General features: G+C 62.4%; 13 protein-coding genes. 9 read left to right on the forward strand and 4 right to left on the reverse strand.

Annotated elements, in window-relative coordinates:
* The first annotated feature begins 4 nt into the window (after window positions 1-4).
* The 7 genes from kdpC (at window position 5) to nadE (ending at window position 9,013) form a co-directional block, all read left to right on the forward strand.
* Window positions 5-592, forward strand: a complete 588-nt coding sequence (gene kdpC, locus GJW30_RS04945) for a potassium-transporting ATPase subunit KdpC (protein ID WP_096352408.1) — start codon at window positions 5-7, stop codon at window positions 590-592.
* A 9-nt stretch (window positions 593-601) separates the two neighbouring features.
* Window positions 602-3,295 carry a sensor histidine kinase gene (locus tag GJW30_RS04950; RefSeq protein WP_096352410.1) on the forward strand — a complete coding sequence of 898 codons (2,694 nt, stop codon included), beginning with the start codon at window positions 602-604 and terminating at the stop codon, window positions 3,293-3,295.
* Window positions 3,288-3,980 carry a response regulator gene (locus GJW30_RS04955; protein ID WP_096352413.1) on the forward strand — a complete coding sequence of 231 codons (693 nt, stop codon included), beginning with the start codon at window positions 3,288-3,290 and terminating at the stop codon, window positions 3,978-3,980. Before GJW30_RS04950 ends, GJW30_RS04955 begins: the two co-directional genes overlap by 8 nt.
* A 256-nt stretch (window positions 3,981-4,236) precedes the next feature.
* Window positions 4,237-6,165: an asparagine synthase (glutamine-hydrolyzing) gene (gene asnB / locus GJW30_RS04960; RefSeq protein ID WP_096352416.1), complete on the forward strand. Its 1,929-nt coding sequence runs from the start codon at window positions 4,237-4,239 to the stop codon at window positions 6,163-6,165.
* A 15-nt stretch (window positions 6,166-6,180) separates the two neighbouring features.
* Window positions 6,181-6,444, forward strand: coding sequence for an acyl carrier protein (locus GJW30_RS04965; RefSeq protein WP_096352419.1), 264 nt, complete (start codon window positions 6,181-6,183; stop codon window positions 6,442-6,444).
* Window positions 6,445-6,467: 23 nt separating this feature from the next.
* Window positions 6,468-8,009 carry a class I adenylate-forming enzyme family protein gene (locus tag GJW30_RS04970; RefSeq protein WP_096352422.1) on the forward strand — a complete coding sequence of 514 codons (1,542 nt, stop codon included), beginning with the start codon at window positions 6,468-6,470 and terminating at the stop codon, window positions 8,007-8,009.
* Window positions 8,006-9,013 carry an NAD(+) synthase gene (gene nadE / locus GJW30_RS04975; protein WP_096352424.1) on the forward strand — a complete coding sequence of 336 codons (1,008 nt, stop codon included), beginning with the start codon at window positions 8,006-8,008 and terminating at the stop codon, window positions 9,011-9,013. The genes GJW30_RS04970 and nadE overlap by 4 nt, the downstream gene beginning before the upstream one ends.
* Here the strand turns inward: nadE and GJW30_RS04980 are convergent.
* The 4 genes from GJW30_RS04980 to speG form a co-directional block, all read right to left on the reverse strand.
* Window positions 9,010-10,125, reverse strand: a complete 1,116-nt coding sequence (locus tag GJW30_RS04980) for a hypothetical protein (protein WP_096352427.1) — start codon at window positions 10,123-10,125, stop codon at window positions 9,010-9,012. The genes nadE and GJW30_RS04980 overlap by 4 nt on opposite strands.
* Window positions 10,122-10,757, reverse strand: coding sequence for a N5-glutamine methyltransferase family protein (locus GJW30_RS04985; protein WP_096352431.1), 636 nt, complete (start codon window positions 10,755-10,757; stop codon window positions 10,122-10,124). The genes GJW30_RS04980 and GJW30_RS04985 overlap by 4 nt, the downstream gene beginning before the upstream one ends.
* Window positions 10,758-10,903: 146 nt before the next feature.
* A complete protein-coding gene (locus tag GJW30_RS04990) occupies window positions 10,904-11,623 on the reverse strand; it encodes a substrate-binding domain-containing protein (RefSeq protein ID WP_130364753.1) in 720 nt (239 codons plus the stop codon).
* Window positions 11,620-12,174: a spermidine N1-acetyltransferase gene (gene speG, locus GJW30_RS04995; RefSeq protein WP_096352437.1), complete on the reverse strand. Its 555-nt coding sequence runs from the start codon at window positions 12,172-12,174 to the stop codon at window positions 11,620-11,622. The genes GJW30_RS04990 and speG overlap by 4 nt, the downstream gene beginning before the upstream one ends.
* Before the next feature lie 95 nt (window positions 12,175-12,269).
* On the opposite strand from speG, the gene GJW30_RS05000 reads away from it, so the two are divergent.
* Both GJW30_RS05000 and GJW30_RS05005 read left to right on the forward strand, forming a co-directional pair.
* Window positions 12,270-13,253 carry a Bug family tripartite tricarboxylate transporter substrate binding protein gene (locus tag GJW30_RS05000; protein WP_096352440.1) on the forward strand — a complete coding sequence of 328 codons (984 nt, stop codon included), beginning with the start codon at window positions 12,270-12,272 and terminating at the stop codon, window positions 13,251-13,253.
* A gap of 201 nt (window positions 13,254-13,454) precedes the next feature.
* Window positions 13,455-13,793, forward strand: a complete 339-nt coding sequence (locus GJW30_RS05005) for a hypothetical protein (RefSeq protein ID WP_130364755.1) — start codon at window positions 13,455-13,457, stop codon at window positions 13,791-13,793.
* Window positions 13,794-13,801: the final 8 nt, after the last annotated feature.

Here is a 13,801-nt window from a genome sequence, read left to right on the forward strand (position 1 = left end):
ACCCATGTCACTGCTACGCCCCGCCATCACGCTGACCGTCACGCTCACGCTGCTGACCGGCCTTGCCTATCCGCTTGCCATTACGGGCATCGCGCAAGGCGCGCTGCCATACCAGGCGAACGGATCGCTGACCGTCCGTGACGGAAAAACCATCGGCTCCGAATTGATCGGCCAGAGCTTCTCGGGCGACCGTTATTTTCACGGCCGCCCGTCGGCGACCACGACGGCCGACCTGAACGATGCATCGAAAACAGTCGACGCGCCTTACAACGCCGCCTCGTCGAGCGGCTCGAACCTCGCGCCGACATCCAAGGCGTTGGTCGACAGTATCCGAGAGCGCGCGGCGGCCTATGGCAACGGCCCAGCACCTGCCGACATCGTCACGGCGTCCGGCTCCGGCCTCGACCCGCACATCTCTCCCGCGGCCGCAGCGGCGCAGGCCGAGCGGGTTGCCAAGGCGCGCGGTCTTGCCGTCGAGCGCGTTCGCGCGCTGATTGAGCAAAACGCGCTCGGCCGCACGTTCGGCATCATCGGTGCGCAGCGTGTTAACGTTCTTGCTTTGAATCTCGCGCTCGACGCTGCGCGGCCCTAAAATACCTGAATGACAACCGACCTCGACCGCCCGCAACCGGAGGCTCTGCTCGATGCAGAGCGCGGAGCCGGCCGTGGCAAGCTCAAGGTCTTCCTCGGCGCGTCGCCCGGTGTCGGCAAGACCTTCGCGATGCTCGAGGAAGCGCGTGCGCGCCAACGCGCCGGCGTCGATGTCGTCGTCGCGCTGGTCGAAACCCACGGTCGCGCCGAGACTGCGAACCTGCTCAGCACGCTCGAGCAGCTTCCACGCAAGGTCATCGACTATCGCAACCAATCGCTCCCCGAACTCGATCTCGACGCGCTGCTGGCGCGCAAACCCGGTCTCGCGCTGATCGACGAATTCGCGCACACGAACGTCCCCGGCGCGCGCCATCCAAAGCGATGGCAGGACGTGCTCGAAGTTCTCGATGCGGGCATCGATGTCGTCACCACATTGAATGTCCAGCATATCGAGAGCCTCAACGACGTCGTCGCGCGTATCACCGGCGTGCGCGTGCAGGAAACCGTGCCGGACGCGGTGCTGCAACAGGCCGACACGATCGAGCTGATCGATCTGCCGCCCGAGGAACTGCTCAACCGGCTGCGCGAGGGCAAGGTCTATGTGCCGCAGCAGATCGGCCGCGCACTCGATAATTTCTTCAGCAAAGGCAACCTGACGGCGCTGCGCGAACTCGCGCTTCGCACGGCGGCAAGCCGCGTCGACGCCGACATGCTCACCTACATGCAGGCGAATGCGGTGCGCGGCCCGTGGCCGACCGAAGATCGCCTGCTCGTCTGCGTGAACGAGTCGCCGAACGCCAACGCGCTGGTGCGTGCCGGCAAGCGCATGGCGGAGCGCGCCAAGATCCCGTGGATCGTCGCGACCGTGGTGACGCCGCGCCACGAGGCGCTCGGCGCCGCCGCGCGCGATGTCGTGATCGAAGCGATGCGGCTTGCCGAAACGCTCGGCGCCGAGACCGAAACGCTACATGCGGAATCCGACGCGGTCGGCGAACTCCTCACCTTCGCGCGTGCGCGCAACGTGACGCGGTTGGTCGTCGGCCGGCCACGGCGGCGCTGGCCCTTCGGCTATCTGCGCGAGGCGGTCAGCGACAGCTTGATCGACCGCGCGGGCGATTTCGAAGTTACTGTGCTGGGCCACACGGCGGTGCGCCCACGGCCGACGCAGATCGCGATCGAAACGCCTGCGTGGCGTGACTGGGGTTTGATCGGCGGCGAAACGATCCTCGCCATGGCGGCGGCCACCGCGATCGCCTGGCCGTTCTGGCAGTATGTCCCCGTCGCGTCGATCGCGGTAGTCTATTTGCTTGCTGTTTCCGCCATCGCGTTCCGCCACGGCTTGGTCGCGGCGCTGGCGGCCAGCGGGATCGGCTTTCTCACCTACAACTTCTTCTTCACGACACCGTATTATTCGTTCTCGGTCGAACAATACGAGTCGATCGTCGCGCTGCTGGTGTTCCTCATCAGCGCGCTGTTCACCGGTACGCTGGCGAGCAGGCTCAAGGCGCAAGTCGACAGCATGCGGTCCGCACAGCGGCGCACCGAGACGCTTTACGATTTCGCCCGCAAGATCGCGACCGCGACGAAGGCCGACGATGTCTTGTGGGCGGGCGCCGTGCATATCGCGACCGCGCTCAACTGTCGCTCGTTGATCCTGATGCCGAATGCGGTCGGCGCGCTCGAACAAGTGCAAGGACATCCGTCGATCGAGGACCTCGATGCGCGCGCGGAAGGCGCCGCGCGCTGGGCCTACGAGAAGAACGAGACCACGGGTGCCGGCACGACGACGCTGCCGACATCCGAATGGTTGTTCGTTCCACTCGCGACGACGCGCGCGGTGCTCGGCGTCATCGGCGTGCAGTTCCTTGACTCCAAGAAGCTCGATCCGGAACGCAAGCGGCTACTCTTTGCAGTGGAAGATCAAGTCACAGTCGCGCTCGAGCGTTTCACACTGATCGCCGATGTCGAGAATGCGCGCGTGCGCGCCGAGAGCGAGAAGCTGCGCGCCGCGCTGCTCAACTCGGTGAGCCACGATCTGCGCACGCCGCTCGTCTCGGTGATCGGCGCGATGACGGGCCTCTCCGGCAATCTCGACAAGCTCAAACCCGCCGAGCAGGAAGAGCTTATCGGTATGGCGCTCGACGAGGCGCGCCGCCTCGATCGTTACGTACAGAATTTGCTCGATATGACACGCCTCGGCCATGGCGCGCTCGCCCCGCGCTTGACGCCGATCGATCTCCGCGAGGTGGTCGGCCGCGTGCGCGCCGATCTCGCCCGCGTCACGGCCGAGCATTCGATCCTGATCAACATGCCGCGCGATCTGCCGCAGGTCGCCGCCGATCCAGTGCTTTTGGGACAAGCCATCGCCAACGTGCTCGAAAACGCCGCCAAATATGCGCCGATCGGGAGCGAAATCGCGATCGTCGCGACTGTGCAAGGCGGTTTCGTCAATCTCGCGATTTCGGACGAAGGTCCGGGCATCGCGGAAGCGGACCGCGAGAAGGTCTTCGATCTGTTCTACCGCGCCGCCAAGGGCGACGGCGCGCCGGCCGGCACGGGGTTGGGCCTCTCGATCGTGAAGGGGCTGATTGAAGCGCACGGTGGCAGCGTGCATATCGAGACCGGGCCGAGCGGTCGCGGTACGTCCGTCGTCATGCGCTTGCCGGTTGCACCTTCGCGCCCCGCGGATGAGACAGATGGCTGAACCGACACACAGGGTTCTTGTGATCGAGGACGAGGCGCCGATCCGGCGCTTCCTCAAGATCGCGCTCGGCAGCGGCGATTTTTCGGTCGAGGAAGCCGCTCGCGGACGTGAAGGCGTGGAGAAGGCCGCAACATCGTCGCCCGACATCGTGGTGCTCGATCTCGGCCTGCCGGATATGGACGGCAAGGCCGTCATCGCGGCCATTCGCGAGTGGTCGGCCGTGCCGATCCTGATCCTGTCGGTGCGAGACTCCGAAGCCGAGAAAATCGCGGCGCTCGATGCCGGCGCGGACGACTACGTCACCAAGCCGTTCGCGACCGGCGAACTGATGGCGCGCCTCCGCGCCCTTCTCCGTAGCCGGAAGGGACGCGAGCAGGAGCGCGCGACGCTGACCGCAGGCGACCTCACGATCGACCTCGCGGCCCGGCGCGTCTCGCGTGGCGAGACGGAGATCAAACTCACCCGGAAGGAATACGATGTGCTGGCCTTGATGGCGCGCCACGCCGGACGGCTCGTCACCCACAAGCAGCTGCTGACCACCGTGTGGGGCCCGGCGCATGCGGACGACACGCACTACTTGCGCATCGCGGTCCAGCACATTCGCGACAAGATCGGCGACGATGCCGCGAATCCGACGTACATCGTCACCGAGCCGGGTGTCGGGTATCGGCTTGTCAGTCTATGAATGGGCAGACCAAGCGGATACCTCATCGCATCTCGCGCTCCCAAAAACAGTAGGTTTACGCGCTGGGACATGCGCAGGGCCCATTTGGCCGAGTCTTCGATGGTAAATAGAGTGTTAATCGAGCTCATGGTCTTCAGGGCTTTTAACCAACGTAACCTTTACCGCGCACAAACGATATTGAACCCGGTAAACGGTTGCTTTCCCGTGATTTTGTACATTCGTCACGAAAGCAACTCTTCGTCGAAAGTTCACGCGCGTGTGCGGATTTGCCGGCTATTTCGGACCTGTGCGAGAGCCCGATGCGCTGTTGCGGCGTATGGTTGGTTCAATCGCGCATCGTGGGCCGGACGAGCAGGGTATTTTCGTTTCACCTGAGGCCGGCTTAGGCCACGCGCGTCTCTCGATCGTCGGCCTCGCGGACGGCCAGCAGCCGATGTCGGATGCGTCCGGATCGCTGACGATTGCCTTCAACGGCGAGATTTTCAACTATGTCGAACTGCGCGATGAGCTACGCGCTAAGGGCCGCAGCTTCCGCACGTCGAGCGACACCGAAGTCATCCTGCATCTTTACGACGAGATGGGCGAAGACTGCCTGTCGCGCCTCAACGGCGATTTCGCTTTCGCGATTTGGGATGCGCGCCGGCATCGCATGATGCTGGCGCGTGATCGCATGGGCGTGCGTCCGTTGTTCTACACGCAGAAGGGCGGCACACTCTACTTCGCCTCGGAGATCAAGGCGCTGCTCGATGCGCCGGGCGTCACCGCCGAACTCGATCCCATCGCACTCGATCAGGTCTTCACGCTGTGGGCGCCGATCGCGCCGCGCACGGCTTTCGTCGGCATCAATGAGCTTGAACCCGCGAGCGTGATGCTCGTGGAAAACGGCAGGACCACGATCCGGCCGTATTGGAGCTTGGAGTTTCCTGCCGCGGATGCGCGTCCGGCCGATGAAAGCAACTCCGTCGAGGAGCTGCGCGAGTTGCTGACGGATGCCGTCAGAATCCGCATGCGGGCCGATGTCCCGGTCGGGTCGTTCTTGTCGGGCGGTCTCGACTCTTCGCTTGTCTCTGCAATTGCGGCTCGCATGACGCCGGAAAGTCTCAAGACATTCTCGGTGAGCTTCGATAGTCCCGAGCATGACGAAAGCGCGTTCCAGCAGGAAATGGCCGCGGCGATCGGCAGTGAGCACCGTACGGTCGCATGCCGCGATGGCGACATCGCGCGCGTATTTCCGGACGTGATCCGTCACGCGGAGCGCCCGATCATTCGCACGGCCCCGGCGCCGCTCTACAGCTTGTCCGGCCTCGTGCGCGACTCCGGCATCAAAGTCGTGCTAACGGGCGAGGGCGCAGACGAGGTCTTTGCCGGCTACGATCTCTTCAAGGAAGCCCGCGTGCGCCGTTTCTGCGCGCGCCAGCCGGGCTCGCGCATGCGGCCGCATCTGTTCCGCAAACTATATCCTTATCTGCCGGGCTTGCAGCAGCAGTCGGTCGAGTATCTCGCGGCGTTCTTCGGCGTCGGCGATGCAACGCTCAACGATCCGCTATTTTCGCATCGCCCGCGCTTCAAAGCGACGTCCGGCGCGAAGGTGTTCTACTCGGAAGCCTTGCGCGACACGCTGAAGGGCTACGATGCAGCGGAAGACCTCGCCAGTCGCTTGCCGCGGGCTTTCACGACATGGCATCCGCTCAATCAGGCGCAATATCTCGAAACACGTTTCCTGATGCCCGGCTACATACTATCGAGCCAAGGCGATCGCATGGCGATGGCACACGGCATCGAGGGCCGCTTTCCGTTTCTCGATCATCGATTGGTCGAATTCGCCGCGAAACTCAATCCGGAGCAAAAGCTCAAAGGCTTGTCCGAGAAGGACATCCTCCGCAAAGCTGCGGGCGATCTGTTGCCAACCAATATCCGAGAGCGCCCGAAGCAACCGTATCGCGCACCGGACAGCCAGGCTTTCACCGGTCGCGGCGATCTCGGCTACGTCGGCGATTGCTTGAGCGAAGACAACGTCGCGTCGACCGGCCTCTTCAATCCGAAGGCTGTCACGAAATTGCGCCAGAAGTGCCGCGCGCCGACCTCCGGCTTCCGCGACAACGCGGCTTTCGTCGGCATTCTCTCGACAGAACTGTGGCAACGAAGCTTCGTCCAGCAAAACCGGCACAAAGAAAAAGCAGCTTAAGAAACGGGAATAGCAATGACTGAAATGACCAAGAACGAAATCCGCAACTTCATCGTCGAGAGCTTTTTGTTCGGCGACACCGCGTCCGCACCGGCGGATGACGCATCCTTGATCGAGAACGGCGTGATCGACTCGACCGCTGTGCTCGAACTCGTCGCCTTCATCGAAGAGCGCTACGGCATTGCGGTGAGCGATGCGGACATCGTGCCGGCCAACCTTGATTCGGTCGCGCGCATCGACGCTTTCATTCAGTCGAAGGTTGGGGCGGTCGCGGCTTAAAGCCCAAACAGCGAGCGTCCGCCGTGCGTATCGAGCAATTCCTCACCGACAGCGCCGCGACATACGCGGACAAAACCGCCATCGTGGCGGACGGCCCGCGTTTGACTTACGCGGAACTGGACGACCTCTCCAGCCGTCTCGCCGCGTCGCTCGCGCGCAACGGCGTCAAGCGGAACGACCGCGTCCTGATCTTCATGGACAACTGCTGGGAAGCGGTTGTTTCGGTGTTCGGGGTTCTCAAAGCAGGCGCCACCTTCAGCCCGATCAATCAGTCGACGAAGGCTGACAAGCTTACGTTTATCGTTGAGGACTGCGAGCCGTCCGCAATCCTGACGCAGGCGAAGCTAATGCCCGTCGTGACGGCCGCGCTTGACGGCAAGGCGGATATCTTCACGGCGTCGACGCATGCGCCGGAGGGTCATTGCCCGCGCGGTGCATCGTCGCTGAAGGATTGTTTCGAAAGCGAAGTGCGGGAGGTCGAGCACGGTGGCATCGACATGGATCTCGCCATGTTGATCTACACGTCGGGTTCGACCGGGCGGCCGAAGGGCGTGATGATGACGCATCGCAATTGCGAGGCGGCATCGGGTTCGATCACGACTTATCTCGAGAACACGCCCGACGACGTCATTCTCAACGTGCTGCCGCTTGCCTTCGACTACGGCCTCTACCAGATGCTGATGTCGGTGCGTGTCGGCGCGACGTTGGTTCTGGAGCGCAGCTTCGCATTCCCGCAGGCGATCTTCGAAGTGATCCGCGCCGAAGGTGTGACGGGTCTTCCGCTGGTCCCGACGATGGCGGCGATGATCCTGCAGATGCGCGACCTTCAACCCGGCTTTTTGCCAAGCCTGCGCTACGTGACCAATACGGCGGCGGCACTTCCGGCCGCACACATCAAACGCCTGCGCGAGCTGTTTCCAGGTGTGCGGCTTTATTCGATGTACGGCCTCACCGAGTGCAAACGCTGCACGTATCTGCCGCCCGAACAGCTCGATCGGCGCCCGAATTCCGTCGGCATCGCGATCCCGAACACCGAAGCTTTTGTCGTCGACGATAGCGGCACACCCGTCGCTGCCGGCGAGATCGGCGAACTCGTTATTCGCGGGCCGCACGTTATGCAAGGATATTGGCGCCGCAAGGAAGCGACCGACCATGCGCTGCGTCCCGGGCCGAACCCTTGGGAGCGCGTGCTCTACACCGGCGATCTCTTCCGCACCGACGACGAGGGCTTCCTCTATTTCGTCGGCCGCAAGGACGACATCATCAAGACGCGCGGCGAGAAGGTTGCACCGAAGGAAGTCGAGGCGGTGTTGCACGCGCATCCGGGTATCGCGGAGGCCGTCGTCGTCGGCCTACCTGATCCGGTACTCGGCGAAGCCATTGCGGCATTCGTCGTCCTCTCCGATCCAAATCTCAGCGAGCGCGAGATCATTCGCCATTGCTCGCGTCATCTCGAAGACTTCATGGTGCCGAAGTCCATCGCGTTCCGCACCGAACTGCCGAAGACCGACACGGGCAAGATTAGCCGCCGGCTCGCCGCCGAAGCCGCAAGGGTAGCGCAATGACTGCACACGCTTCGCAAAAAGCCGCCGTCGACGCATCGAAGCTGCTGACGCTCGATGCGGAAGCCGAGATCGAGCGCATCGCGGCGGCCTTACGCGAACAGCTGCGCGACATGCGCAAGCGTGGTCTGGTGCTCGGATTGTCGGGCGGCATCGACTCCAGCGTCTCTCTGGCGCTCGCGGTGCGTGCCGTCGGTGCGAAGAACGTGTTTTGCGTCTTCATGCCGGAAGCGGACTCTGATCCCGAAAGCTTGCGCCTTGGCCGTCTCGTCGCCGACACGTTCGGAGTTCAGGCAGTGGTCGAGGATATCGGTCCGTCGTTGCGTGCGATGGATTGCTACGAACGGCGCGACGCCGCCATTCGCGAAGTCGTGCCGGAATACGGAGACGGCTGGGCGTCCAAGATCGTGATTGCGAATTCGCTCGAAGGCAGCGCGTTCAACATCTCGTCGCTTGTCGTACAGGACCCGCAAGGCAAGCAGCAGAAGCTGCGGATGCCGCCAGCCGTGTATCTCGGCATCGTCGCAGCGACGAACATGAAGCAGCGCACGCGCAAGCAGATCGAATATTATCACGGCGATCGGTTGAACTTTGCCGTTATCGGTACGCCGAACCGGCTCGAATACGATCAGGGCTTCTTCGTCAAGAATGGCGATGGCGCTGCCGACGTGAAGCCGATCGCGCATCTCTACAAGACGCAGGTCTATGCGCTCGCCGAGCATCTCGGTATTCCGGATGAAATCCGCCGCCGCCCGCCGACGACAGATACCTATTCGCTCGCTCAGACGCAGGAGGAGTTTTACTTCTCGTTGCCGTACGACCGCATGGACCTTTGTCTCTACGGTCTCAACAATGGTCTAACAGCGGATGTCACCGGAATGGCGGCAGGCCTGACGGCCGAACAAGTCGAGCGCGTGTGGGCGGATATCGCTGCGAAGCGTAAGGCGACGCGTTATCTTCATCTCGGGCCGCGCTTGGTCTCGAAGGTCGAAGAAGTCGGCGCTTAAGCGAAGGTGCCGCCGATGAGGCGGCTCCACTCTTCGCCAGCCAAACCATTGAGAAATGCCGGTCCGGCGATCGCAGCTTTCAACAGCGCTGCGTCGCGCGAGTGAACGACGGTCGCGCCGCTCGGCATAAAGACGATACGCCGCAAGATCATGGGATCGAGAAATGAAGGCTGAAGGCGGCCGCGAAGCCCGCTCAGCCCGCGCGCTGCTGCGTGATCGATCAAGCAATCGATGACGGGGCCAGCCTGCCCAGGCTTTGCGAGCAACTGAAGCACGCGGCCAATCGCACCCGCCTTGGCATAATACGCAAAGGCGCCGACCTCCATTCCGCTGCGCGTTGTCACCGTCGCAAGCACCAATGGGCCGAGTTCCGGCTTGTTCTCGGCGTCGGCAAGCACGCGATCGAGCCACCACGTTTCCCAATCCGGCTTGAGCACGTAGTCGGTCGTGAATGCCGGGAGCAGGGCGGCGAATTGAGCGCTGTTGATCTCCCGGGTTTCCAGCGCTTTCGGCCCCGTGCCGCCGACTGGAACCGCGCTCCAATTCAGCTTCTTCGGATTGAGCCGCTTGCGCCAGATGGTGTCGACACCGCGCGTGATCGCGCGAAAAGCGCTGGCGAACGGAATACGATGGGCGCCGACGTCGAGGACAAAACTCGCCGGCTGGATCACGCGAATCCAATCGAGGCTGTTCTGCGTCAGCACCGCGCCGCCAAGCCGCGTCCAAAGTCTGTTCGAAATATCGTTGGCGCTTTCGCTGAACGACAAATCCTGCGGGCCATCGAGGAACGCTTTCAGCAAGCGCGCGCCCGCGAGAGGATCTTTTTCTGGATCCGTCACCATCAGCGACCCGCAGATCGCGGCGCGCAACTGTCGTCCCTCGCAAGTCATCGGCAGAGCGTGAACGCCAATGAACCCGGAAACCTGGCCAGCATCGTCGACATGCACGAGCGAATGAATGCCGTCGCCAATACCGGGCGCATCGAAATAGAAGTGGCGGATATAGTCGACGAGAGACGCCGGCGCTGCCTGCGTCGATTTGCGGAACACGCGCTGAAATAGCGATGCGACAGCGGAGATGTCTTGCGCCGCGAGAGCGCGAACGCCGCTCACGTCTGCACTCCCGCAAGGCGCTTCGCGATCGCCACACGCGGCGTGCCGTCGGTTTCTGCGAATGAGATCGCTCCGTAGCTTTTCGAGCGTGCAAGAAGCGATGCGACGAGCTTGTGTTGTCCTTCACCGAATTCGAACAGCAGCCAGCCACCGGGTTTCAAAACGCCGAGAGCCTCTTTCACCAAGCGCTGAAGGATCGAAATGCCGTAGGGCCCCCCGTCGAACGCCTCGCGTGGCTCACTATCCAGCAAACTCGCCTTTTCACTCTCGAGCGCGGATGTCGAGATGTAGGGAGGATTGCAGACCACGACGTCGACAGTGCCATCCAACCGATCTTGCGCCAGTGACGCGAACAGGTCGCCCTGCCGCACGGTCACGCGTTCCGATAAGCCGAGGCGTTCGACGTTGCGCCGCGCCAAAGCCGTCGTGTCGTCGGTGAGGTCCGCGGCCCACACTCGGGCTTTCGGGCAGTGGTGCGCTATGGCGGCGGCGAGGTTGCCAGAGCCGCAGCACATGTCGACGACCAAAGGCGCTTCGAGCGTCCGCAGGATATCGATTGCCGAACGGGCCAGCAGTTCGGTTTCGCCGCGAGGGACCAGAACGCCGGGTGCGAGCAGCAGATCGAGGCCCATGAACCGGCAAACAGCTTCAGACGAATGTCCGCTTGCGGCAGAGGTCTTCTTATTGTTCTCGCCCACCGGACGCTCTTTCCTAGATTGCCTTCCCGTTATGAGCGATTGGCGGTGAATTTAGTCTTACGGCGTGAGCGCACAAAGCCTTAAAGCGCTTCGTTAATCGCTGAGCTACCGTTGGCGGGCGCCATCCCATGGCTAGCAATGATCGCTCGCGCTTCATTGTCGGCCAGAAAGCGAAGGAACGCGTCGGCAAGCTCAGTCTGTTCCGTACGAGCGCAGAGCCCTGAGCGAAACGCCACTAATTCCTGCAATTCCGAAGGAAAGCCGTCAAGCAAATCGACGTCCGGTGACATCAGGATGTTCGAAAAGAAAATGCCGAGTTCGGCTTCTCTCGCCGCTAAGGCCGCGACGATCTCAAGCGGGGCCCTCTTCACCACCGTCTTGGCATTGATCGCGTCAGAAATTCCGAGCGTCGCGTAGACGCGAGCGGCTTGGTAACCTGCCGCGCTTTCAGGAATCGCTGCGATCGACTTCGCGGCGAGCAACGTTTTCTTCAATGCGTCCGCTGTGCCGATATCCGGCTTCGGCGCGCCCTTCGGCACCGCGATGCCGAGCCCGACATACGCCACGTCTGTGATCGTGTCGGTCGCGAAAGTCGCGAGCGCGTCCGCATTTTTCAGCACATCTTGCGGCACGACACCGAGATCGAAGCGCTGATCGGACAATGCGAGAGCGATCAGCTCCGGCGTGGTGCCGAAGTGATAAGCGACGGCAACGCCCGCCACTTCGCGATAGCGCGCGGCGATTGCGTTCAGCGGCGCGCGCATTGCGCCGCCGGCCAAGACCGAAAGAGTTGCTGTCACGATTTCAGCACCGGCTCGGTGACGGCACCCGCGCCGCTGCGCGCGAGATATTCCGGCTGGAACAGGCACATGCGCACGACGTCGCGATAGCGGCCGTTGACGAAAAACTCGTCTTTCAACATGCCTTCGGGCCGGAAGCCGCAGCTCTCGTAAATGTCGACAGCATGCGTGTTATCCTTGTCGACATGCAGATAGAGCTTGTGGATGTTCAACACCTTGAAGGCATAGTCGATCGCGATGTTGGTTGCGCGCGTTGCATAACCGTGGCCCTGGAAGCGCGGATCGACCGCGATCTGGAATTCGCACGAGCGATGCAGGTGGTTGATCTCGACCAGCTCGACGAGACCGGCTGCATCGCCCTTCTCGTTGGCGATGATGAAACGCCGTTCGGTCTGATTATGGATGTTGCGCTCGTAGAGCTGCGAGAGTTCCGCGAATGACTCGTACGGCTCCTCGAACCAGTAGCGCATGACGCTGTCGATGTTATTCAGCCGATGCACGAACATCAGATCTTCGCGTTCGAGCGGGCGTAGTTTTATATCAGGGTTCATTCTGGTGTCCGATTTGCCGGGAGGCGGCGCGATCGTTCATACTAGCAAGAAAATGACGTCTGTCTGACATCGCATCAGCAGCATAGGGGACAAGAATGACGCATCTCTCCAATCGCCGCCGCTTTCTGCAATTGAGTGCCGGAACACTGGCTGCCCCTATTTTCGTGCGCAATGCGTTCGCGCAAACTTATCCGGCGCGTCCCGTGAAGGTGATGGTCGGCTTCGCGGCAGGCGGTGCGACTGATGTTTGCACCCGCATCGCGGTGGAGTGGCTGGGGCAAAAGCTGGGTCAGCCATTCGTCGTCGAAAACCGCACTGGCGCAGGCTCGAACATCGCCGCGCAGGCCGCAATCGCGTCGCAAGGCGACGGCTATACGCTGCTCGCCTCGACGGCCTCGAATGCCGTGAACGCGACTTATTATCCGAATTTGCCGTTCAACATCGTCAACGACACTGTGCCGATCGGCGGTGTCGTCAGCTATCCGCTGATCCTCGTGATCAGCCCGTCGCTGCCGGTGAAAACGATCGCGGAATTCATCGCTTACACGAAGGCCAATCCCGGCAAAGTGAACATCGGCTCGTTCGGCTCCGGGACGTCGAGCCATCTCACTGGCGAATTATTCAAGACAATGACGGGCGTGGCCTACACGCATATCCCGTATCGCGGCGAAGCGGCCGCGCTGCCGGACATCATCGCGGGACAGGTGCAGGGCATGTTCTGTACGCCGAGCGCGGGCCTGCCGCTGATCCGCGATGGCAAAATCCGCGCGATCGGCGTCTCGACCGCGAAGCGCTTCGAAAGCCTGCCGGACGTTCCGCCGATCGGCGACACCGTACAGGGATTCGATGCTAGCTCCTGGGTGGGTCTCAGCGCGCCGAAGGGCACTCCGGCGGCGATCGTCGAGAGGGTCAATCAGGCGCTCGTCGCGGGTCTCGAAGATGCCTCGCTGAAGAGCCGCTACGGCGAACTCGGAGTCGCGCCCATGCCGATGGCGCCGGCGGCCTACGGCAAGCTCATGGCGGACGAGGTCGAAAAGTGGGGCAAGGTGGTAAAACTTGCCGGTATCAAAGCCGAATAGCCGTCCGTCAGATTGAGGGTTTGCTACCGTACCGAGGCACCGATCCTCGTGAATTGCGGCTCAAACCGGGATTTGCCCGCAACCAAAGCTGGGGACTGGACGCCGATCGTTTCATTTTGAGTCAAATCCGTATCGATATCGGACGCTCGCGTTGGCAGTTTGTTTGCCTTGTTCACTCCGAACAGAAGACCGGAGATGACGATGGCATTTAGCAATCTGACCAAGCATTTTGGTGCCGCGGCTGTGGCTGCGGGCATCGTGCTGGCTTCCGGGTCGTTCGCTCATGCGCAGTGGACGGTGCGGACGCAGTGCGATCGAAGCGGTTGCACCGAGAGTGTCCAGCCGGGCGTTCCGGGCACGAGCCTCGCCAACATCATTCAGGTGCCGGGACCGGCGAACGACGACGAGCGCCGCGAGGCTGCCGAGCGCGACAAGCGTTGGGTTACGGCCTGTAAACCGACTTTGCGCCAGGATCGCCTCGGCATGGTGCGTTATCAGTATGCTCTGCCGGGCTGCGAATTCGGCCGCGGCAGCGAGTAAAAGCGTAC

The organism is Variibacter gotjawalensis (genome assembly GCF_002355335.1).
Taxonomy (GTDB): domain Bacteria; phylum Pseudomonadota; class Alphaproteobacteria; order Rhizobiales; family Xanthobacteraceae; genus Variibacter; species Variibacter gotjawalensis.

Excerpts from the sequence above, each read along its gene's own strand:
- GJW30_RS05005 (WP_130364755.1), top strand. The coding sequence starts at position 13,455 with ATGGCATTTAGCAATCTGACCAAGCATTTTGGTGCCGCGGCTGTGGCT.
- GJW30_RS04950 (WP_096352410.1), top strand. The coding sequence starts at position 602 with ATGACAACCGACCTCGACCGCCCGCAACCGGAGGCTCTGCTCGATGCA.
- speG (WP_096352437.1), bottom strand. The coding sequence starts at position 12,174 with ATGAACCCTGATATAAAACTACGCCCGCTCGAACGCGAAGATCTGATG.
- GJW30_RS04955 (WP_096352413.1), top strand. The coding sequence starts at position 3,288 with ATGGCTGAACCGACACACAGGGTTCTTGTGATCGAGGACGAGGCGCCG.
- nadE (WP_096352424.1), top strand. The coding sequence starts at position 8,006 with ATGACTGCACACGCTTCGCAAAAAGCCGCCGTCGACGCATCGAAGCTG.
- GJW30_RS04965 (WP_096352419.1), top strand. The coding sequence starts at position 6,181 with ATGACTGAAATGACCAAGAACGAAATCCGCAACTTCATCGTCGAGAGC.
- GJW30_RS04985 (WP_096352431.1), bottom strand. The coding sequence starts at position 10,757 with ATGGGCCTCGATCTGCTGCTCGCACCCGGCGTTCTGGTCCCTCGCGGC.
- kdpC (WP_096352408.1), top strand. The coding sequence starts at position 5 with ATGTCACTGCTACGCCCCGCCATCACGCTGACCGTCACGCTCACGCTG.
- GJW30_RS05000 (WP_096352440.1), top strand. The coding sequence starts at position 12,270 with ATGACGCATCTCTCCAATCGCCGCCGCTTTCTGCAATTGAGTGCCGGA.